Origin of the sequence: Pandoraea pnomenusa (genome assembly GCF_000767615.3) — a bacterium.
Lineage (GTDB): Bacteria > Pseudomonadota > Gammaproteobacteria > Burkholderiales > Burkholderiaceae > Pandoraea > Pandoraea pnomenusa.
The window spans coordinates 3,674,675-3,696,525 of the sequence record NZ_CP009553.3 but is presented as its reverse complement, the minus strand read 5'-3'; the positions used below and the strand labels follow the sequence as shown (position 1 = coordinate 3,696,525).

At 64.9% G+C, this 21,851-nt stretch carries 19 protein-coding genes; 11 read left to right on the top strand and 8 right to left on the bottom strand.

Features of this window, described 5'->3' with window-relative positions; translation table 11 throughout:
- Nucleotides 1–15: 15 nt before the first annotated feature.
- The gene (locus LV28_RS40600) at nt 16–915 is read right to left on the bottom strand and encodes a 2-keto-4-pentenoate hydratase (RefSeq protein ID WP_155765758.1); all 900 of its coding nucleotides are present in this window, start codon (nt 913–915) and stop codon (nt 16–18) included.
- Between the two features lie 258 nt (nt 916–1,173).
- Here LV28_RS40600 and LV28_RS40595 point away from each other — a divergent pair, with 258 nt between their 5' ends.
- Nucleotides 1,174–1,791: a GntR family transcriptional regulator gene (locus tag LV28_RS40595; RefSeq protein WP_223272125.1), complete on the top strand. Its 618-nt coding sequence runs from the start codon at nt 1,174–1,176 to the stop codon at nt 1,789–1,791.
- A 21-nt stretch (nt 1,792–1,812) separates the two neighbouring features.
- Here LV28_RS40595 and LV28_RS40590 read toward each other — a convergent pair whose 3' ends face one another.
- The gene (locus tag LV28_RS40590) at nt 1,813–2,487 is read right to left on the bottom strand and encodes a GntR family transcriptional regulator (RefSeq protein ID WP_023596906.1); all 675 of its coding nucleotides are present in this window, start codon (nt 2,485–2,487) and stop codon (nt 1,813–1,815) included.
- Nucleotides 2,488–2,489: 2 nt separating this feature from the next.
- Here LV28_RS40590 and LV28_RS48825 point away from each other — a divergent pair, with 2 nt between their 5' ends.
- The 5 genes from LV28_RS48825 to LV28_RS40570 all read left to right on the top strand — a co-directional run bounded on the left by LV28_RS48825 (nt 2,490) and on the right by LV28_RS40570 (nt 7,673).
- Nucleotides 2,490–2,693, top strand: coding sequence for a hypothetical protein (locus tag LV28_RS48825; RefSeq protein WP_147291619.1), 204 nt, complete (start codon nt 2,490–2,492; stop codon nt 2,691–2,693).
- Nucleotides 2,690–3,469, top strand: coding sequence for an enoyl-CoA hydratase-related protein (locus LV28_RS40585; protein ID WP_023596905.1), 780 nt, complete (start codon nt 2,690–2,692; stop codon nt 3,467–3,469). The genes LV28_RS48825 and LV28_RS40585 overlap by 4 nt, the downstream gene beginning before the upstream one ends.
- Before the next feature lies 1 nt (nt 3,470).
- Nucleotides 3,471–4,736, top strand: coding sequence for a CaiB/BaiF CoA transferase family protein (locus LV28_RS40580; RefSeq protein ID WP_048806570.1), 1,266 nt, complete (start codon nt 3,471–3,473; stop codon nt 4,734–4,736).
- 310 nt (nt 4,737–5,046) lie between these two features.
- Nucleotides 5,047–6,915 carry a glycoside hydrolase family 15 protein gene (locus LV28_RS40575; protein ID WP_023596903.1) on the top strand — a complete coding sequence of 623 codons (1,869 nt, stop codon included), beginning with the start codon at nt 5,047–5,049 and terminating at the stop codon, nt 6,913–6,915.
- A gap of 173 nt (nt 6,916–7,088) precedes the next feature.
- Nucleotides 7,089–7,673 carry a hypothetical protein gene (locus tag LV28_RS40570; protein WP_023596902.1) on the top strand — a complete coding sequence of 195 codons (585 nt, stop codon included), beginning with the start codon at nt 7,089–7,091 and terminating at the stop codon, nt 7,671–7,673.
- Between the two features lie 91 nt (nt 7,674–7,764).
- On the opposite strand, the gene LV28_RS40565 is transcribed toward LV28_RS40570, so the two are convergent.
- Entirely contained in the window at nt 7,765–9,021 is a 1,257-nt protein-coding gene (locus LV28_RS40565; protein ID WP_048806571.1) for an ABC transporter substrate-binding protein, read from the bottom strand.
- Between the two features lie 181 nt (nt 9,022–9,202).
- Here LV28_RS40565 and LV28_RS40560 point away from each other — a divergent pair, with 181 nt between their 5' ends.
- A complete protein-coding gene (locus tag LV28_RS40560) occupies nt 9,203–10,054 on the top strand; it encodes a response regulator (RefSeq protein ID WP_257125730.1) in 852 nt (283 codons plus the stop codon).
- A gap of 4 nt (nt 10,055–10,058) precedes the next feature.
- Here LV28_RS40560 and LV28_RS40555 read toward each other — a convergent pair whose 3' ends face one another.
- From LV28_RS40555 to LV28_RS40535, 5 genes are all read right to left on the bottom strand, one after another.
- Complete coding sequence (locus LV28_RS40555) at nt 10,059–11,840, bottom strand: ATP-binding response regulator (RefSeq protein WP_048806572.1); 1,782 nt, start codon at nt 11,838–11,840, stop codon at nt 10,059–10,061.
- Between the two features lie 379 nt (nt 11,841–12,219).
- Nucleotides 12,220–12,948, bottom strand: coding sequence for a PqiC family protein (locus LV28_RS40550; protein WP_081326914.1), 729 nt, complete (start codon nt 12,946–12,948; stop codon nt 12,220–12,222).
- On the bottom strand, nt 12,945–14,606 hold the full coding sequence (locus LV28_RS40545; RefSeq protein ID WP_023596897.1) for a PqiB family protein: 1,662 nt from the start codon (nt 14,604–14,606) through the stop codon (nt 12,945–12,947). The genes LV28_RS40550 and LV28_RS40545 overlap by 4 nt, the downstream gene beginning before the upstream one ends.
- Nucleotides 14,599–15,243: a paraquat-inducible protein A gene (locus LV28_RS40540; RefSeq protein WP_023596896.1), complete on the bottom strand. Its 645-nt coding sequence runs from the start codon at nt 15,241–15,243 to the stop codon at nt 14,599–14,601. Before LV28_RS40540 ends, LV28_RS40545 begins: the two co-directional genes overlap by 8 nt.
- Entirely contained in the window at nt 15,240–15,881 is a 642-nt protein-coding gene (locus LV28_RS40535; protein ID WP_024788798.1) for a paraquat-inducible protein A, read from the bottom strand. The genes LV28_RS40540 and LV28_RS40535 overlap by 4 nt, the downstream gene beginning before the upstream one ends.
- A 206-nt stretch (nt 15,882–16,087) precedes the next feature.
- Here LV28_RS40535 and fdnG point away from each other — a divergent pair, with 206 nt between their 5' ends.
- The 4 genes from fdnG to fdhE are packed head-to-tail and all read left to right on the top strand — an operon-like array spanning nt 16,088 to nt 21,849.
- On the top strand, nt 16,088–19,156 hold the full coding sequence (gene fdnG, locus LV28_RS40525; RefSeq protein WP_141571143.1) for a formate dehydrogenase-N subunit alpha: 3,069 nt from the start codon (nt 16,088–16,090) through the stop codon (nt 19,154–19,156).
- 9 nt (nt 19,157–19,165) lie between these two features.
- A complete protein-coding gene (gene fdxH, locus LV28_RS40520) occupies nt 19,166–20,116 on the top strand; it encodes a formate dehydrogenase subunit beta (RefSeq protein WP_023596892.1) in 951 nt (316 codons plus the stop codon).
- A 2-nt stretch (nt 20,117–20,118) separates the two neighbouring features.
- On the top strand, nt 20,119–20,766 hold the full coding sequence (locus LV28_RS40515; RefSeq protein WP_023596891.1) for a formate dehydrogenase subunit gamma: 648 nt from the start codon (nt 20,119–20,121) through the stop codon (nt 20,764–20,766).
- A 54-nt stretch (nt 20,767–20,820) separates the two neighbouring features.
- A complete protein-coding gene (fdhE, locus tag LV28_RS40510) occupies nt 20,821–21,849 on the top strand; it encodes a formate dehydrogenase accessory protein FdhE (protein WP_115344647.1) in 1,029 nt (342 codons plus the stop codon).
- The last annotated feature ends 2 nt before the right edge of the window (nt 21,850–21,851 follow it).

Sequence of the window (21,851 nt, the reverse complement as noted above, 5' to 3'; positions counted from 1 at the left end):
CCAGGGTTATGTAAGTTACGTCAGGGTGACCGAGACCTCGCCGATCCCGTCGATGGTGCCGCGCAGCAGACCGGGGCCGCTCGCCGGAATCATCCCGACGTAGGAGCCGCAAGTCACGATCGCGCCGGCGCGCATGGTGATGCCGCGCTTGCCATTGTGGTTCACGAGCCACGTGAACAATTCGCGCGGATCGCCGCCGGTGTTGTGTCCCGCGCGCATTGGCGTGATCGCGGCGCCGTCGAGCGTGAACGACAGCTTCGGCTTCATGTATTCGAGCGAGCCCGTGTAGTCGCGACCGCTGCCAACGACCAGCGCGCCATTGTTCTGCAGATCGGCAAGCGCGAAGCGACTGTCCAGTCCGGTCTGGGCGAAGCGGCTGTCGGTGATCTCAATGGTGGTCAGCGTTTCACCAACAAAGAGCAGCGCGTCGCGTTCGTCATAGCGCCCCGGCTTGATGTCGCGCGCCAGTCGAAACGCGATCTCCAGTTCCAGCCCGGGACGAAAAAAGTTGCCGAGCGCCAGCGCGCCGCCAGCCTCGCTGACCACCGACGCGGGAATCGGCGCGCAATTGTGCACGTCCATCGGCGATTTCGCGCCGACTTTCCACGCGGCAATCGTCTCGCCGAGCAGATCCAGCGTGCGCAATTGCACCGCGTAGGCCGCATTGGTGTCGACCGGCAGCCATGCGGCCGGCGCCGTTGCAATGGGCGTGTCGCCGCGGCGCGTGTCGGCCAGCAACTGTGCGAGCGATTCGACGGCGGGGGAAGTATCGAACATGGGCGGTGTCTCCGGAATTTGGGGTTGCGTGAGGCCGAAACGGCCGTGCGTCGGCAGCACATTGCCCCACATCCTATACAAGATCGCGGCGATATTGCGCACTGCAGCGAACTGTTGCGTACTCAGTGAAAACACCACCTAACATAGTCAAAGTGGCGCTGATCTGCGAGAATCAGACTTCGTAATATTTCGTAATATTTCGTGCGGCATGGCAGCGGTCGTGAGCGCCGTGGCCCGCGAAAGTGCAGTGCGTGCAGTCGATGACCTTCCCTTCAAGCGAACGACCTGGCCGAGCCTATGCACTCCGTGACCCTGAACGCCCTACGAGATCCCGCCGTCCACCCGCCGGACGACGCGTCGCAACCCATTAGCCGACGCGCGTTGCATCTGGCTGTGATGGATCGTCTTCGCAGAATGATTACCGAGGGCATGCTGCCGCCCGGCGCCCACCTGAACGAACGCGCGCTCTGCGAACATCTTGGCGTCTCGCGCACGCCGTTGCGCGAGGCACTCAAGATGCTGGCCGTGGAGCGGCTCATCGAGTTGCTGCCCAATCGCGGCGCGCGTGTCGTCATGCTCTCGTCGTCGGACATCGCCGACGCCTTTGAGTTGCTCAGTGGGCTCGAAGCGCTCGCGGGCGAACTGGCCTGCGAGCGCATCACACAGGCCGAAGTCGACGAGATACAGGAATTGCATGGCGCGATGGATGCCTGCCACGCCAATGGCGATCTGTCCGGCTATTTCGACTGCAACCAACGCATTCACGATCGCATCAATGCCGCCGCGCGGAATCCGTCGCTCACCCAGATGTATCAGTCGGTGAATGGCCGCCTGCAGGCGCTGCGGTTCGGTTCGAACCTGCACGCCGGAAAATGGGAGCGGGCCATCGACGAGCACGTCGCCATGCTCGACGCGCTGCATCGGCGCGACGGGGCGGCGCTCGGGCGTCTGCTGCGCGCGCACCTCAAGGCCAAGTGCGCCACCGTGCTCGCCAACAGGCGCGCCGCCGCCTGATCGGCGCGCGCTTGCCGGGTATCAGGCGGGCCGACGCATACTCACCAATCCCTCGTTGAGCATCGCCGCAACGTACGCGTCGGTCTTGCTGCGCAAGTGCGCTTCCATCAAGGTCCGCAATCGCTTGCCGTCGCGCCGACGCAGCAACGCGAGCATTTCCGCATGTTCGTCCACGGCCTGACGCCAGCGCTCCGGCGTTGGCGTCAGGCGCTCGCGCACGTGCCGAAGCCGTGCATTGAGATTGTGGAAATATTCGGCGAGCGGCGCGTTGTCCGCCATGCGCAGAATGCTCAGGTGAATCTGCTGGTTCAGTGAAAAATACGCCGCGTGGTCGGTGCGCGCGTAGGCCGACTCCATGGCCGACTGTAACCGCGCCAGTTCGTCGAGGTCGGCGTCCGTCGCCTTCTCGCACGCCTGCTCGCCCGACAGGCCTTCGAGCACGGCCATGACCGCAAGCAGATTCACCACCTCGTCCACACTCACGCGCGCCACCCGGGCGCGGCGTGTTTCCGATATCTCCACGAGCCCTTCGTTCGCCAGCCGCTTGAGCGCCTCGCGCAGCGGCGTGCGCGATACGGCCAGCGCGTCGCACAGCGCGCGCTCCGAGAGCGGGGCGCCGGGGCGCAACTCGCCGCGCACGATGCGCGCCTTCAGGGCCTCGTACGCGGTGGCGTTGAGCGAAGCGGATGTGCTCATGCGTGAAGCTCGTCAAAAAATGGAATGCCAATTTTGATGAAGAGGCGACACAACGTCAACGGGGGAGCGCTGAATTTCCCACGTTAACCCTTAATTCATCGATTTCTTCTTGCCAATCAGCCGCTGGAGATTCTATCGTTTACAAAAAATTGGTATACCAAAAATCTCTGGCGGCCAACGGCCGGCAACGCAAGGAGGCAATGTGACATCGACCGTTCTGACCGAGCGGCTGGGCGCCATCGTGGTCGTCACGCTCAATCGTCCCGAGAAGCTCAACGCCCTGACCAAGCCGATGTGGCAGGCACTCGGAGACACGATTCTGACGTTGTCCGAAACACCGGACGTGCGCTGCATCGTGCTGCGCGGTGCGGGACAGCAGTCGTTCGCCCCCGGCAACGACATCGCGGAGTTCGAGACGGATCGCGCCAACGTGGAGCAGGCGCGCGCCTACGGCGCCCTGATGCACCGCACCCTTGACGCGCTCACACAGTGCCCGGTGCCGCTGGTAGCGATGATTCATGGCATCTGCGTGGGCGGCGGCATGGAAATCGCCTCGGCCTGCGACGTGCGCATCTGCGGCGAGTCGAGCCGGTTCGGCGCGCCCATCAACAAGCTGGGGCTGGTCATGGCGCATGCCGAACTTTCGGGGCTCGTGCGTCTGCTGGGGCCGGCGCGGGCGCTCGAGATTCTGCTCGAAGGACGCATCTTCGACGCGCAGGAGGCGGCGCGCATCGGTCTCGTCACGCGTGTGGTGCCCGACGCCGATGTGACGCGCGAAGCCCTCGCCAGCGCGCAGCGCATTGCCGACGGGGCGCCGTTGGTCGCGCGCTGGCACAAGCGTTTCGTGCGCGAGCTCACGAGCGGCGAGCCGCTCACGCCGGCGCAGATCGACGAGGGCTTCGCATGCTTCGGCACGGCCGATTTCCGCACGGGCTATCGCGCCTTCCTTGCGAAGACGGCCCCGGTTTTCGAGGGGCGATGACATGCGCGAATCGACGACATCGACGAAATCGACGAAATCGACGGGACGGGTAAGCGGGCCGCTGCAGGGCGTCAAGGTCATCGAGCTGTCGCACATCATGTCGGGACCGGTGTGCGGGATGATGCTGGCCGACATGGGCGCGGACGTCATCAAGGTCGAGAAAATGGACGGCGACGATGCGCGCCGCTTCGCGCCGATTCTCTCGCATGGCGAGTCGGCATCTTTCATGATGCTCAACCGAAACAAGCGCGGCATTGCGCTCAATCTCAAGACGACGGGCGGCCAGGCGGTGCTGCGCAAGATGCTCGCGAGCGCCGACGTGGTGACGGAGAACTATCGCAAGGGCACGATGGAGAAGCTCGGCCTGGGCTACGAGACGCTGCGCGAGGCGAACCCCGCGCTCATCTATTGCGCCATCTCCGGCTACGGGCGCACTGGTCCGTGCGCCGACAAGGGCGGCTTCGACCTCATCGCGCAGGGACTCTCAGGGCTGATGAGCGTGACCGGGGAGCCCGGGCAGGCGCCCATCAAGGCGGGCTCGCCGATTGCCGACATCAACGCGGGCATTCTGGCGGCGCTCGGCATTTCCGCAGCCTACGCCCATCGGCTGCGCACGGGCCAAGGGCAGATCGTCGACACGTCGCTGCTCGAAGCCGGTTTCCAGCAGATGTACTGGGCGGCGGCCAACTTCTTCGCGAGCGGCGAGAATCCGCCCAAGCTCGGCTCGGCCAATCCGACGAGCACGCCTTACCAGGCGTTTCGCACGAAGGACGGCTGGGTCAACATCGGCGCGGCGAACCAGGCGAACTACGAGCGCTTGCTGCAGGTGCTCGACGCGCCCGAGATCGCGGACGACCCGCGTTTCGCGACCAACGCCGGGCGCACCGCGCATCGCGCCGAACTCGTCGAACGGCTTACCGCGTACCTCGTGCGCGATACCACGCGGCACTGGGTCGAGCGCCTGGACGCCGTTGGCCTGCCGGTCGGACCGGTGCTGTCGATCTCCGAAGCCGTCTCCCATCCTCAGATCGTGGCGCGCGACATGGTGGTGGAAACGGTGCACCCGCTGGACGGCACGACACGCAGCATCGGCCTGCCGATCCGCTTCTCCGAGACCCCGAAATGCACCGGCGGACCCGCACCGCGCCTTGGTGAACACACCCGTGAGGTGCTGGCCGAGTACGGATTCGACGCCGGGCAAATCCGCGAGCTGATGATGCAGGGAGCGGTGCACGCGCTGGAGGAGGGCACCTCGACGAGTGCGTGACGTACTCGTCCCGCCATGCATGCGGATTTTCCGCGTCTTGATTCGCGATAGCGAACTTCCCTTCCGTCGGCGGGTCGGTTTTTGAACGGGCGCAGGATTGGCCACCGACAAACCTGATCCGACGACGTCGTCGCAAGGAGGGAAGGCATGACCCCAGGCAGCATCTTTCGCGAACCCCGCTCATTACCGAGGCTTCCCGGGAGAGCCCGATGGCCGAGCGCGATCGACGCGCGTACCATAGGGCTCCATGCGCTCGCGCGCCCCCAGTCGCCGACGGGGGCCACGATCCTCTCCTGTTCGCGAGGTGAGCATGCCGGCACGTATTGAAGATTACGCAATGATTGGCGATTGCCGCAGCGCTGCGCTCGTGGCGCGCGACGGCTCCATCGACTGGCTCTGCTGGCCGTATTTCGATTCCCCCGCCTGTTTCGCGGCCCTGCTCGGCGGCGCCGAGCACGGCCGCTGGAAGCTCTCCCCCGACGATCCGCATGCGACCTGCACGCGGCGATACCACGACGACACGTTGATTCTCGAGACGCGCTTCGAGACGGTAGAGGGCTGCGTGGCTGTGATCGACTTCATGCCGCTGCGCGATGGCGCCGCGGATCTCGTTCGGCTCGTCAAGGGCATTCATGGCACCGTGTCGATGTCGATGGAGTTGATCCTGCGGTTCGATTACGGCGCGTCGGTGCCATGGTCGCGTCCGCTCGACGACGACGATCCCACGGGCCCCGGCATGCGCCTGATCGCGGGCCCCGACAAAGTGGTGCTGCGCACCCCGGTGCCGATCGAGGACGTGCCCGGCCGGCTGCGCGCGCGCTTCGACGTGAACGCGGGCGAAACGGTACCGTTCGTGCTCTCGCGCGTGCCCTCGCATCACGCCGATCCGCGCGAGATCGATCCCCTGGCCGCGCTAACGGACACCGAGCGCTACTGGCGAACCTGGGCGAATCGCTGTCAGCTCGACGGTCGCTGGGCCGAGGCGATTCGCCGCTCGCTGATCGTGCTCAAGGCGCTCACGTTCGTGCCGACCGGCGGCGTGGTGGCCGCGCCGACGACGTCGCTGCCCGAGCAGCTCGGGGGAGAGCGCAACTGGGACTATCGCTACTGCTGGCTCAGGGACGCCACGCTCACGCTTCAGGCGCTGATGCTCGGTGGCTACTACACCGAAGCCACCGACTGGAGCCAATGGCTGGTGCGCGCGGTGGCCGGCGCGCCCTCGCAAGTGCAGATCATGTATGGACTGGCCGGCGAGCGGCGCCTGCCCGAATGGGTGGTCGACTGGCTGCCCGGCTACGAGGGGGCGAAGCCCGTGCGCGTGGGCAACGGCGCGGTCGGCCAGCTGCAGCTCGATGTGTATGGTGAAGTGATGGACGCCCTGCATCAGGCTCGCCTGGGTGGATTGCCGCGCGACGAGGCGACCTGGGAGGTGCAGACCAAGCTGGTGGCGCACCTTGAGACCGTATGGCGCGAGCCCGACGAGGGGATATGGGAAGTACGCGGCGGTCGACAACACTTTACGTATTCCAAAGTGATGGCGTGGGTGGCATTCGATCGCGCCATCAAGTCGGCCGAGCGCTTCGGATTGCCGGGGCCGGTCGATCGGTGGAAGCAGTTGTGCAAGGAAATCCATGCCGATGTGTGTGCTCACGGCTTCGACAGGGAGCGCAACGCGTTCATGCAGGCGTATGGTTCGTCCGAAATGGACGCGAGCGTGCTCATGATTCCGCTCGTCGGCTTTTTGCCGGCGGACGACCCGCGGGTCGTCGGCACGGTCGAGGCGGTCGAGCGAGAGCTGATGGAGGGTGGGTTGGTGCAGCGCTATCGAACGAGCCGTGTCGACGATGGCCTGCCGGCCGGCGAGGGCGCCTTCCTCGCGTGCAGTTTCTGGATGGTCGATTGCCTGGTGATGCTGGGCCGTCAGCGCGACGCCCGCGCCCTGTTCGAGCGCTTGCTCGCGCTGCGCAACGACGTTGGGTTGCTTGCCGAGGAGTACGACACGCATCATCAGCGTCAGGTTGGCAACTTCCCGCAGGCGTTCTCGCACATTGCGCTCGTCCACGCGGCGATCCGTCTCGACGCACTGGCCAGCGACGATCGGACGGACGGCGAAGACGGCGTCGCACCGGTCGATGAAGAACGCTTCGAGCACGTCGGATATCGGGCGATCCGCGCCTGATCGTGTTCCGGCGGCGGGCGGGGCAGGTCTGAGGTCCACGCGCTCTGCGCTCGAGTACGGAGAGCGGAAAGGAGTGCTGGGCGTGGTTAAAGGAATTCGATAAGGATGCCGTAATACCTTTCGAATCCTTACCAAAACTTACCGACCCTTTCACGGAGCTCTCTCCCCTCTGTATGGCGACCATCATTCCGATCAAGGGCAGTGCGACTTCCGGCCTGCTCGACGTATGGCAAGCCCACATTCAGCAACAGCAGGTCGACAAGGCGCAGGCGGCGGTCAGCACGTCGAACCCCGGCGGGCAATCCGATTCGGCCAATGCCGGCAGTGCTACCGGAGCGTCGGCGACGGGCAGCGCTGCCGCGGGCGGCCGCGACACGCGCGACGGCCGTGGCGATGGTGCCGATAGCGGTGGCGAGAACAATAACAACACCGATTCGCGCCGGATCGACGCCAATATGGTCGAGATGGTGCGTGGCGCACGCGACGGTGCGCGCCAGATGGGCAAGGCGGTAAGCGATGTCGGCGACGCCAGTGGCGCGGATCCCGTCGTGGCGCAGACCATCAAGAAGCTCAAGGCGATGCTCGCCAAGGTGATGGCGCAGCTAGACGCGGTGCGCAACAATGACCGCATGCCGCCCGATGAAAAGCTCCAGATGACGGCCAGCCTCTCGTCACAGGCCATGTCGATTCAGGCGCAGATTCTCGCGCTGATGAATCCGCTGCAGACGCGAGGCAGCAAGGTCAATACGACGGCCTGAGCGCTTCGCAAGCGGCCGTCGGCGCGCGTGCGCCGCTAATGGCGGCGCACGCGCGGTGGGTGCGACCGATCCCGAGTCGCGAGCGCATGGCTTACTTCTTCACCAGCGCGCACTTCGATTCGGCCAGCGGCGCGAATGCCTTGTCGGCCGGGATGGTCTCCAGAATCTTGTACAGATCCCACTCCGACTTCGATTCGGCAGGTGTCTTGACCTGTACCAGCAGCATGTCGTGGACCAGTTTGCCGTCGGCGCGAATCTGACCGTTGCGAATCACCGGGTCGTCGATCTTCATCGACTTGAGCTTGGCCATCACGGCGTCCGCATCATCGGTGCCCGCCGCCTGAACGGCCTTCAGGTAGTTCAGCACGGCCGAGTACACGGCAGCCTGCATCATCGTCGGCATTTTCTTGTGCTGCGCGTAGAAGCGCTGGGCGAACGCACGCGAGCGATCGTCCTGATCCCAGTAGAAGCCGTTGGTGAGAATCATGCCCTGGGCATTCTTCAGCCCCATGCCGTGGACTTCCGTAATGAGCGAGAGCAGCGGGGTGAAGACCTGTTTGCCGCCCTGGATCATGTTGAACTGGGACGCCTGCTTGACGGTGTTGAGCGTGTCCGTGCCCGAGTTCGCCAGCGCGATCACCTGGGCGCCGGACGTCTGCGCGCGCAGCAGATACGACGACAGGTCGGGCGAGTTCACCGGATGCTTCACCGAGCCGACGACCTTGCCGCCCTGGCGAGCGAGAATTTCACTCGCATCCTTCTCGAGCGCATGGCCGAACGCGTAGTCGGCAGTGATGAAGTACCACGACTTGAGTCCGCGCCGCAGCAGCGCCTGCGACGTCGAGTTCGCCAGCGCATACGTGTCGTACATCCATTGCACACTGTGCGCCGTGCACTGCTCGTTGCTGATGGCAGACGAGCCGGCGCCCGTCACGAGGGCGATCTTCTTCTTCTCGTCGGCAATCCGGTCCACCGCCAGCGCCACGTTGGAGAAGGTGAGGTCGGTGATCATGTCCACCTTGCCCCGGTCGTACCACTCGCGCGCGATGGTCGCGCCCGTGTCGGTCTTGCCTTGCGAATCGGCGGACACCAGCTCGATCGGGGCGCCAAGCACCTTGTGCTCGCGCGAAAAGTCGTCGATCGCCATCGACGCGGCCACCACGCTGCCTTTGCCGGCGTTGTCGCTCGACACGCCCGACAGATCCGTGAGCACGCCGATTTTCACGACGCCGTCGGAAACGTTGCCGCCCGGCGCGGCATGTGAAGCCGTCGCCGAGACGGCGGAGAGAACCGTGGCGCAGGCCGCCACGGTGATCGTGCGGCGCAGGTGGCCGGTGAAGCTGGACATGGCTTGTCTCCAATGTTCGAGTTATCGCGATCCGCCGGCCGTCGTCTCTCGTTATCGTGCTGGAGGCGTGAGCCGCCGGGTCTCGAACATCTTAAACATCACGTAATCGATTGCGCAATCCGTAATGCGCGAAGTGGGGCATCGGGTTTTCCTGACCTTTCGCGTTTGCCGGAATCGAGGTATGCCCGGGGACGGACGCGATCCCGTGGGACGGCATTTTCATCCGGTGAGAACGGTCGAGGTGGAATTTTGGAAATCCCGGACTTTAATTCAGGAATGCGACATAATTCCGCGTATTGTCGACGCCGGATATTTACAAGCGCGATTTCGCGCTTCCCCCCAGATGCCGACCGTTTTCCTGATCGACGACCATGCGATGTTCCGCGAGGGTCTCCTGCTGGCGTTGCGTGCGGGGACATCGGAACTCGATTTCGAGGCTTTCTCCGACGGCGAGTCGGCGGTAGCGGCGCTCGCCGGTCGCCCCGACGTGCGTGCCGTCATGTCGGACTATTACCTCCCCGATCTGGCCGGAGCCGCGTTGCTTGCCCGGTTGCGCGCCACACGTCCCGACCTGCGCCTGCTGGTGATTTCCGCGTCGGAAGACCGTCAGGATGTGCGCTCTGCGCTGATCGCGGGCGCGCACGGTTTCGTGCACAAGTCCGCCGACAGCCGCACGCTGATCGGTGCCTTGCGCGCGGTGCTTCGCGGCGAGCGGTATTTCCCGGCGGGACTGGGGGACTGCGACGTCGAGAACGATGCGCTCGCCGGTCCCCGCACGCCTGGAGACGGCACGGAATTTTCCGACGATCGCTCGATCGCCGAGCGGCTTTCCGGACTCACGCCGCGCCAGCGCGAGGTTTTATTGCTGGTCTGCGACGGCTTGCGAAACGGTGAAATTGCTGCGCGGCTTGGCATGACGGAAAAAACAGTCAAGGCGCACGTGTCTGCCGTGCTGGCCGGACTGGGAGCGCTCAATCGCACGCAAGCGGCCACGCTTGCACGGCGCGGTGGGCTTCTCGGCAAGCCCTCCTGAGGTTTCAGGCGTCGCGCACGATATCCTGAGGGCTGGACTGCGCGCCAAGCGTCTGTTCGATTGTGCGGCGCAGCAGTTGAGCGTCCACCGGCTTGTGCAGCAATGGCCATGCGCGTGCCGACGCTTCCACGAGGCGCTGCGGATCGGTGTCCCCACTCATCAGAATCGCCGGAATGGAGTCGTCGCCGAACTCTTCGTGCAGACGATCGATCGCGTCGATGCCCGTTTCGTGGTCGCGCAAGCGGAAGTCGCTGACGATCAGGGCCGGCCTCGCTCGTGCCGCCACGGCGGCGAGCACGATCTCCTCGCCGCTGGCGCCCCTGACCGTGCGATAACCCCAAGTGTCGAGCAGCAGACAGAGCCCGTGAAGGTTTTCCGCGTCGTCCTCGATCACGCAAATGAGGGGGCCGTCGTTTTGCCCCGATCTGTCATGTGACGAGAGCCCGCCTGATGGTGCCTCGTGTGCGGGACGCACCGCCTGAGCGTCGGCAATCGGCACGCGCAATCTGAAGACACTGCCGCGCTCCGGCACGGAACGCACGGTCAGCGGGTGGTCGAGCAAATCCGCGGTGCGCCGTACGATGGCCAACCCGAGGCCCAATCCCTTCGATCGATCGCGTTCCGGGTTTCCGACCTGATGAAACTCCAGAAATATCTTGTCGAGATCGGTGTCGGAGATGCCGACGCCGGTGTCCCAGACTTCGATGAGGATGTGAGGCCCGCGTCGACGCCAGCCGATGAGCACGCCGCCTCGCATCGTATGGCGAATGGCGTTGTCGAGCAGGTTGCGCAGTACGCGTTCGAGCAACACCGGATCGGAACGCACGGCGACCGCCTCGCTATTGCGGGCCGCGTGAACGCGCAGGATCAACCCTTTCGCTGCCGCTTGCGGTGCATATTCCAACTGGAGTTGATCGATGATCGGCGCAAGTCTCAGGGTTCGGGGTTTGGGCTGGATCACGCCGGCATCCAGCCGTGAGATGTTGAGCAGCCCGTCGAAGAGTTGTCCCATTGCGAGGGTCGCGCGACCGATGTGGTCGACCAGTTGGCGGCTGCGCGCGTTGAGTTGCTGCTCGCGCAGCACGCCGACATAAAGGCTCAGGGCATGCACCGGTTGCCGCAGATCGTGGCTGGCGGCGGCAAGAAAGCGAGATTTGGCCAGATTGCTGCGCTCGGCGGCGTCGCGCTCCACGGCGAGCCGCGCCATCAGGTCGTCGTTCTCGAAGCGCATCGAAAGCGAGTCGATTTGCGTGAGGTACATCCGGTAGGCAAATGCGAAGGTGACCGCCAGATAGACCGACCCCGCAACCGCGAGCGTGGTCGGAATGGTGCCGCCAAGGGCGGCCAACGCGACGAAACTGGGCGCGTAGTAGGGCACTTCGAACGCCAGCAACACCGGTGGATGTATACAGTACGCGTAGATCGCGCCGGTGCCCAGCGTGAGCAGCCCGACGATGAGGAACGTTTGCTGGGCGGCGGGCGCCTGCCAGAGCCAGACGGCGAGCGGAACGCCCCAGAGCAGGCCCGCGGCGAGCGAGCCGACGCGCACCCGCCAGTCCCACCGTCGGACTGCAGCGATGTCGACGCCGCCGGTGTCGGCGCGGCTCGCACGCTCCTTTCGGCGGCGGCGTACGCCGGGATACATGACGAGGGCCGATGCGCGCCACAGGGTGAGCACCGCCTGCGCTCCGGCCCAGAGCAACAGATCCCGTAAGGGAAATACCTCGTGCAGCACGGCCACGATCAACCATACCGTCAGGAATGAACCGGCCAGCGAGACCGGCAAATTCGCATGGAGCGCAGCCAGACGCGCGACATAGACGTCCGTCGCGTGGGCATCGAAAGGGGCTTTGCCAGTCTGGGACGGCGGCCTCGGCGCATGGGCCGGGGGCGGGGCAGTGTGAGGGTTCGAGGACGGCGAGCGTCTCGACGGAGCGTCAGGAGCGTGTGATGTCACGGAGCGGGCTTCAATGGGCCGTTGCGCGTCGGGAAGTTGCGGCTTCGGATAAGTCTCGAGTCTCCCACGGAAATTTCCGCGGCGCATGGGACTTTAGTCCAATGCGGGTGTCCGGTGCTGGCACCCGGATTTCGCCAGGTCCCCGGACGGCCGCACCGTTGCCCACAGTTGCCTTTACCGCGACCTGTGCCGTCACCTGCGCCGCCGTTCAGTCCTGGCAGCGAGGTGTGGATCCCGCCCCCTGGGCACTGGTCGCGATGGCGCGGCTAATCCCTTCGGCCAGCCGGTCGACGAGCTTGCGCTGGGCCGCAACCACCTCCGCCACGCCGCCGCTGGCGGGCTCGGTGCCCGCGAAACGGCACGTGAGCACGAGGTCGCCCGGCGCGCGGCGAACACTCCACACGGCCGTCAGTGCAGCCTGCTCGCCAGGGACGGACTCGAACCGCTGCACCGAAGTCGACACACGGTATACGGTCAGACCGTCGGCGCGCGGCAGCCCGTAAACATCCATCGCGCCAAGGCGCTGCGTCAGGTCTCGCGAGATCGTCGAGGTGAGTTCGGTCTTGAGCGGTGCCGACCAGCGCGACGCCTCCAGAATATCCACGCGACCGCCGCCGCGCGTGATGACGATCTGCGGCCGGTCGACCTGCTCCGGCACGGCAACGGGCGAGACTTCAACAGCGTATGGCGCGGCCGGCGCCTCGGCGCCGATCGTCCGGGCGCCGGAAGTGCCGGAAGTGCCGGAAGTGCCGGAAGCCGTGGGCGTGCCGGGGAGGCCGGGCGCATCGCTGAGCGTGTAGAACGTGGGCGTGGGCGACGCGCAGCCGGCGAGCGCGGCGGCAAGCGTCGAGGCGAGCACGGCGAGGGCGCGAAGGCCTGTCGGCCGTCGGGCGGCGCGTTGGCGCGGGCTGCGAATCATCTCGTTCGGCCTGGTCATGGTTGCGGATCCTTCGGTTTGCCGCGCAGCAATGCCTCGGGATGCTGCTGCAAGTAATCGGCGAGCGTGTTGAGCGAGCGCAGCGTCCTGGTCAGTTCCTGCATGGCCTGACGCACGTCCTGCTGAACTGGCGAGTCTTCGGAAAGCGTGCGCTCGGCGGCGCCGAAGCTCTTCTTCGCCTCGCCCAGGGTGGCCTTCGCCTCGGGCGCGATTTCATTGTCGAGCTGACGGAACAGCCCTTGCGCGCTCTCGAGCGTCTTGTCGAGCTTACGCAGCGACGCGTCGAGATTCTGGCCGATGCTGTCGAACGGAATCTTGTCGAGCTTGCTGGCGATGTCGGCGATCTGGAGCTGCAACTGGTCGAGCGTGTTGGGCACTGTCGGCATGACGAGCACGTTGTCGACTTCTTCGGCCTTGGCCGGCTTTGCATTCGGGAAAAAGTCGAGCGCCACGTACAACTGACCGGTGAGCAGGTTGCCTGTGCGCAATTGCCCGCGCAGGCCCCGCGAGACCAGCGCGTTGAGGATCTGGCGGCTGGCGAGTTCGTTGGGCGGAAGGTTGTTCTTCGGGTCGCGGCGGCGCAGACGGTCCGGGTATACCATCACGGTGACCGGCATGTTGATCTGCTTGGTGGCCGCGTCGAATTCGACCCCGATCGACGTGACTTCGCCGAGCGTAATGCCACGGAAGTCCACCGGAGCGCCCACGACGAGGCCGCGCAGCGACTGCTGGAAGCGGAACACCACCGTGACCGGATGCGTGTCCGGGGCCTTCATGGCCGTGGCCTCGTCGGGCGCGAGCCGGAATTCCTGACCCGCCTTCGCCATCACGCCCGCGCCCGCATCGTTGGGCGCCTGGAAGGCGATGCCGCCGATGACCACCGACGCCAGCGATTGTGTGTTGACCTGGAAGCCGCTCGAGTCGAGCCGCAGGTCGATACCGCTCGCATGCCAGAAGCGGGTGTTCGAACCGACGTACTGGTCATACGGCGCCTGCACGAAAATGCGCAGCGTCACGCCCTTGCCGTCCGGGTCGAGCGAATAGGCTTCGACCTGACCGACCTGAATGCGGCGGTAATAGATCGGTGACCCAATGTCGAGCGAGCCAACGTCGCTCGCGTGCAGCACGAACGGCTTGCCGGGCTGCCCGCTGGAGACCACCGGCGGCACCTCCAGGCCGGTGAAATGGGAGACCGATTCCCTGGACTTGCCGGCATCGGCACCGATGTAGGCGCCCGAGAGCAATGTCGACAGACCGGAGACGCTGCCGCCGGCCACGCGCGGGCGCACCACCCACCAGCGCGAGTCCTTGACGGCGAAGCGCTTGGCGTTCTTGGTCAGATCCACCGTCACACGCACGTGCGAGAGATCGTCGGAGAGTTCGATGTTCTTGACCGTGCCGATGTCGACTTCCTTGTACTTGACCTTGGTCTTGCCCGCCTCCAGGCCCTCGGCGGTCTTGAAGTCGATGACGACGGTCGGCCCGCGCTCGATGAGCGCCTTGGCCACGAGCGAGAGCCCGATCACGGCGGCTACCAGCGGAATCAGCCAGACGAGCGACGGCGCCCAGCGCTTGCGCGGCTCGATGGTCGGTGTCGGCAGCTCGCTTGCCTCGGGCGGCGGCGCCTTCGGGGCTTGCGGGTCGTTCGGTTCAGTCATGGTCGTCCTGTTCGGTATCGTCGTCGCGAATCTGATCCCAGATCAGCCGGGGATCGAACTGCATGGAGGCCAACATCGTGAGCACGACCACGGAGCCGAACGCCACGATGCCCGGGCCGGCCTGGATGACGGCCAGCGACTGAATGTTGACGAGCGCCACCATCAGCGCGACGACGAAGACATCGAGCATCGACCAGCGGCCGATGAACTCGATCATGTGATACAGCCTGGTGCGTTGATGCGGTTTCCAGCGCGCGCCGCGCTGCGCGGTGAAGCACAGCAGCGACAGGGCAATGAGCTTGAGCATCGGTACGAGAATGCTCGCCGTGAACACGACGATGGCCAGATCGTACTCGCCGCTGGTCCAGAAATAGATGACACCGCTCATGATCGTGTCGCTCGAATTTCCGAGCAGCGAGCGCGTCTGCATCATGGGCAGTACGTTGGCGGGAATGTACAGGATCGCCGCCGCGATGAGCAAGGCCCACGTGCGCGCAAGGCTGTCCACCTTGCGTTGGTGCAGCACGGCGCCGCAGCGCGGGCACCGTTCCTTCTCCACGGTCTTCACCTCGCGGGAGAGTCGCCCGCAAACGGTGCAGGCGACAAGTCCGGCGGCCTTGGCCGAGAGATATTTCATCGCGGCACCCGCGACGGGGCGGCACCGGGCGCATTCGGGTCCGGCGTGTGGTCGATGACCAGCCACAGATTGCGCAGATCGTACGACAGCACCATGGCGAGCAACACGGTGAGCGCGCCGAATGCCCACAGCGCAATGCCCGGCAGCACGCTCGCCATGGCCGAGAGTTTGACCAGCGAGACGAGCACGCCAAGCATGAAGACCTCGATCATGCCCCACGGCCGGCAGAATTCGATGGCGCGCATCACATGGAACACCGCGTACGGCCGACGGCCGACCGACAGCGGCGCGATCAGGTGCACCAGGGCAACCAGTTGCGAGAGCGGGAAGAGCACGGTCGTGGCGAAGACCAGCAGCGCGACCAGCCACATGCCTTCGCGATACAGGGCCCAGGCGGCGCCCACGAGCGTGGTTTCGGTGTAGATGCCCTGCACCTCGATTTCGACGATCGGGAAGGCGTTCGCGATGGCGAACACGATCAAGCAGGTCAGGGTGAGCGCGAGCACCCGCGAGAGGCGCAGGTCGGGGGCGCGGTAAAGCACCGAGTGACAGCGCACGCATCGCGCCGTCTCGCGCGGCGGCAAGTCCGTGCGGCGGTGCAGCGTGTCGCAGTTCGGACAGGCGATCAGGTCCGTCACATCATCTTCTGGGGGCAATGTGTCCATTACCGGGGACGGTGACCAAAGTGACGCTCAGAATACCAAAATGTCAAGGAAGTTCCCAATAATCCGGGTGTGGCGCAACATGAGGCATGGTTTGTGCTAAGTCGCGGAAAACGTAGGCACTTTGCTCTATACTCAACGCACTCCCGCAAAGTTTCCGAAAATTTGAGGAGAATTCCCCCATGCTAAATATGTCCAGGCGCCAGTTCCTCAAAGTGAGTGGCGCAACGCTGGCAGGGTCCAGCCTGGCGATGCTCGGGTTCGCGCCCGACGCGGCGCTGGCGGAAGTCCGCCAGTTCAAGCTCGCGCGCGCGACCGAAACGCGCAACACTTGTCCGTACTGTTCCGTGGCCTGCGGCCTGCTCATGTACAGCTACGGCGACGGTGCGAAGAACGCGAAGAAGAGCGTTTTTCACATCGAAGGCGACCCGGACCATCCGGTCAATCGCGGCACGCTGTGCCCGAAGGGGGCCAGTCTCATCGACTTCATCCACAGCCCGAACCGTCTCACCCACCCGGAATACCGCAAGCCCGGCTCCGACAAGTGGGAGCGGATTTCGTGGGACGATGCGCTCGACCGCATTGCGAAGCTGATGAAGGACGACCGCGACGCCAACTTTGTCGAGAAGACGGACGATGGCCTGACGGTCAACCGGTGGCTGACGACGGGCATGCTTGCCGCGTCGGCATCGAGCAACGAGGTCGGTTACCTCACGCACAAAGTCATCCGCAGTACCGGGATGCTGGGATTCGACAACCAGGCACGTGTCTGACACGGCCCGACGGTGGCAGGTCTTGCCCCGACGTTTGGCCGTGGCGCGATGACGAACCATTGGGTCGACATCAAGAACGCGGATCTGGTACTCATCATGGGCGGCAACGCGGCCGAGGCACACCCGTGCGGTTTCAAATGGGTGACCGAGGCGAAGGCGCACAACAAGGCGCGCCTGATCGTGGTCGACCCGCGCTTCAACCGTTCGGCATCGGTCGCGGATTACTACGCCCCGATCCGTACCGGCACGGATATCGTCTTCCTCGGCGGGCTGATCAATTACCTGCTCACGAACGACAAGATCCAGCATGAATACGTCAAGAACTACACCGATTTCACCTTCCTGGTGAAAGACGAGTTCGCGTTCGAAGACGGTCTTTACTCGGGCTACAACGCCGAAAAGCGCACCTACGACAGGAGCTCCTGGGACTATCAGAAGGGCGCGGACGGCTATGTGCTGACCGACCCCACGCTGCAACACCCGCGCACGGTGTTCCAGCTCATGAAGCAGCATTACTCGCGCTACACGATCGAGACGGTCGAGCGCGTATGCGGCACGCCGGCCGAGAAGGTCGAGCACATCTACCAGCAGATCGCCGAGTGCTCCACCCCCACGCGCACCATGACCATCATGTATGCGCTGGGCTGGACACAGCACTCGATCGGTTCGCAGATGATTCGCACCGGCGCGATGGTGCAGCTGCTGCTGGGCAATATCGGCGTGGCGGGCGGCGGCATGAACGCGCTGCGCGGTCACTCGAACATCCAGGGGCTGACCGACCTGGGGCTGATGACCGACCTGCTGCCGGGCTACATGACCTTGCCCAAGCAGGCCGAGCAGACCCTCGAGCAATACCTGACGCCACGCACCCAGAAGCCGCTGCGTCCGAACCAGCTCAGCTACTGGCAGAACTACCCGAAGTTCTACGTGAGCCTGATGAAGGCCTGGTGGGGCGACGCGGCGACCGCCGAGAATCAATGGGGCTATGACTACCTGCCCAAGCTCGACAAGCCGTACGACCTGCTGCAGGTTCTCGAGCTGATGAACCAGGGCAAGATGACCGGCTACATCGCGCAGGGCTTCAACCCGATCGCGGCGGCGCCGGCCAAGTTCAAGTGGGACCAGGCGCTGGCCAAGCTCAAGTTCCTGGTCGTCATGGACCCGCTGGCGACCGAGACGTCGGAGTTCTGGAAGAACTTTGGCGAGCACAACAACGTCGACTCCAGCAAGATCCAGACAGAGGTGTTCCGTCTGCCTACGACCTGCTTCGCCGAGGAAGACGGCGCGCTCGTCAACTCCGGGCGCTGGCTGCAATGGCACTGGAAGGGGGCCGAGCCGCCGGGCGAGGCACGCACCGACATCGAGATCATGACCGGGTTGTTCCTGCGCCTGCGCGAGATGTACAAGACGCAGGGCGGCAAGTACCCGGACCCGATCGTGAACCTGTCGTGGCCCTACGCACGGCCGGAGAGCCCGTCGCCCGAAGAGATCGCCAAGGAGTACAACGGCCGTGCGCTCAAGGACCTCGTCGATCCGAAGGATCCGACCAAGGTCACGCGCAAGGCGGGCGAACAGCTCGCGGGCTTCGCGGAACTGAAGGATGACGGCAGCACGTCGTCCGGATGCTGGATCTTCGCCGGTGCGTGGACGCAGGCGGGCAACCAGATGGCGCGTCGTGACAATAGCGATCCGACCGGCATCGGCCAGACACTGAACTGGGCGTGGGCGTGGCCCGCGAACCGTCGCATCCTCTACAACCGTGCGTCGTCGGACCTTGCGGGCAAGCCTTTCAATCCGAAGCACAAGCTCGTGTACTGGAACGGCAAGGTCTGGACAGGGTCCGACGTGCCGGACTTCAAGATCGACGAAGACCCGGCCGGCGGCATGAGTCCATTCATCATGAACCCCGAGGGCGTTGCACGGTTCTTCGCGAAGGGTGCCATGGCGGAAGGGCCGTTCCCCGAGCATTACGAGCCGTTCGAGACGCCGCTGGGTTACAACCCGCTGCATCCGAAGCAGCCCAAGGCCACGAGCAATCCGGGCGCCCGCGTGTTCCCGGACGATCTGGCCACGATGGGCACCGCCGACAAGTTCCCGTATGTCGCGACCACGTACCGTCTGACCGAGCATTTCCACTACTGGACCAAGCACGCGTTGCTCAACTCGATCATCCAGCCGGAGCAATTCGTCGAGATCGGCGAGGCGCTGGCCAAGGAGATCGGGGTGGCCGCGGGCGACATGGTCAAGGTGACGTCCAACCGCGGCTTCATCAAGGCGCGCGCGGTCGTGACCAAGCGCATTCGCGCGCTCAAGGTGGAAGGCAAGACGATTCACCACGTGGGCATTCCGATTCACTGGGGCTTCAAGGGACTGACCAAACCCGGGTTCCTCGCGAACACGCTCACGCCCATCGTGGGCGACGGCAATTCGCAGACACCGGAGTTCAAGTCGTTCCTGGTGAAGGTCGAGAAGGCATAAGGGGGCGCCATGGCATTGCAATCTCTGGATATCAAACGGCGCTCGGCAACCACGCTGCCGTCACCCTCGGAGCGCGAGGCGTACACGGGTGACGTCGCCAAACTCATCGACGTCACCAAGTGCATCGGCTGCAAGGCGTGCCAGACCGCCTGCATGGAGTGGAACGACCTGCGCGATGAGGTGGGCACGAACGTCGGCGTGTACGACAACCCGGCCGATCTGACGTCCGATTCGTGGACGCTCATGCGCTTTACCGAGTACGAAAACCCGAAGGGCGACCTCGAGTGGCTCATCCGCAAGGATGGCTGCATGCACTGCGAGGACCCGGGCTGCCTGAAGGCATGCCCGTCGCCCGGGGCGATCGTGCAGTACGCGAACGGCATCGTCGACTTCCATGAAGAGGCGTGCATCGGTTGCGGGTACTGCATCACCGGCTGCCCGTTCAACATTCCTCGCATCTCGCAGAAGGATCACAAGGCATACAAGTGCACCCTGTGTTCCGATCGCGTGTCCGTGGGGCTCGAACCGGCGTGCGTGAAGACCTGCCCGACCGGCGCGATCATGTTCGGCACCAAGGACGCGATGAAGGATCAGGCGGCCGAGCGCATCGAGGACCTGAAGACCCGGGGCTTCGACAACGCGGGGCTGTACGATCCGGCCGGCGTGGGCGGCACGCACGTCATGTATGTGCTGCACCATGCCGACAAGCCGTCGCTCTATCACGGCCTGCCGGACGATCCGCGCATCAGCCCGATGGTCACGTTCTGGAAAGGCATCGCCAAGCCGCTGGGGGTCGCCGCCATGGCGCTCACGGCGATTGCCGGCTTCTTCCACTACATCAAGACCGGCCCGAACGAGACGACCGAGGAGGATGAAGAAGCGGCGCGCCGCTACGACGCGTCGCGCAAGGGTAGCGGGCCCGATGGACAGAAGGGCGCCATCACGCACGAGGAGGTCTGACCATGTCGTATGAACGAAGCGATCGTACGGGAGACAAGGGCGATCTGATCGAGCGCTACAACGCCTCGGAGCGTATCAATCACTGGATCGTCGCGGGCACGTTCATCCTGCTCGCGCTCTCCGGGCTGGCGCTGTTCCATCCGTCCATGTTCTGGCTCACCAACCTGTTCGGAGGCGGTCCCTGGACACGCGTGCTGCATCCGTTCGTCGGTGTGGTGATGTTCGTCGCGTTCGTGTGGCTCGCACTGCGGCTTGCCCGCTATAACAAGTTCGAGTCGCGCGACGCCGAGTGGATGAAGAAGATCGGCGACGTGCTCGAGAACCGCGAGGAGAATCTGCCGGAGGTCGGGCGCTACAACGCCGGCCAAAAGTTGCTTTTCTACGTGATGGTGCTGTGCATGATCGGCCTGCTGCTCTCGGGCATCGTGATCTGGCGTGCCTACTTCGCGTTCTACTTTCCGATCTGGGCGATTCGTCTGGCGTCGGATGTTCACGCGGTGTGTGCATTCGTGTTGATTTGCGGCATCATTACGCACATCTACGCGGCGATCTGGATCAAGGGTTCCGTGCGCGCCATGACGCGCGGAACCGTCACCCGCGGCTGGGCGTGGAAGCACCATCGCGCCTGGTACAAGCAGCTCAACAAATAAGTCCGGCCGGGTTGGTGGCCGGACGCTCTTACGAGGCCGGCCACCTTGCAACGCATTCTCGAACCCGGACAGATCGAGTCCCTCGATCGCACCTCCATTCCCCGTGTGCGCCTGCCCCAGCGCGCCGAAGTCTTTTCGGCGCGCGCGGCGCGGCTGCGTCAATTGGCCGACGGTCATCCGCTTGGCGATTACCTGCGGCTGATGGCCGCGCTCGTCGACGCGCAGCAGCGCGTGCTCGACAACTTCACGCCGTCGCCGCCGTCGCCCGAGTCGATCGCGCAGGCGCAGCAGCACTGCATGCCGCTCGTCCCCGCGACCGGCGGCTATGACGCCGGCCGGTGGCAACCGCTTCTCGCCCCGCTACTCGACGCCGTTGCGGCGCAGCCCGACCTGCCCGCCGCCGTGCGCGGCGTACTGACGCGGGTTCGCGAGGCCGATCCGGCCGCGCTCGAAGCCGGCGCCCAGTCATTGCTCGCCGGGCATGGCAAGGGCGTCGACGCCGCTAGCGCGCCGTTCATCATGGCCGCGCTGCAAGTCCTCTGGACCGGCGTGGCGAGTACCTTCGACGTGGGCGACGTGCCGATGCTCGACGTCCCCAATGTCTGCCCGGTGTGCGGCACGCTGCCGGTGGCAAGCGTGGTTCGCATCGGCGGCGCGTACGAGGGCTATCGTTACCTTGCGTGTGGGCTGTGCGCGACCGAATGGCACATGGTGCGCGTCAAGTGCACGCATTGCGAGGCCAGCGAGCACGTCGCGTACCACGTTGTCGACAAGGGCGGGGAGGCCACCGCATCGGGCGACGCCGTGCTCGCCGCGAGTTCTGGGGGAGAAATCATCAAGGGCGAGAACGGGCGTCCGAAGCTCGATGAGGCGGCCAAGCGTGTCGCATCGTCTCCCGTCCGGGCCGAATCGTGCGACGACTGCCATGGCTACCGGAAGATCTTCTATCAGGACAAGGACCCGTTCGTGGAGCCGGTCGCCGACGACCTGGCCAGTCTCGCGCTCGACGTGCTGATGGGCGAGGCGGGTTATGCGCGTGCCAACGGCAATCCGCTGCTCTGGCAAAACGCCGAAGACGCCTGAGG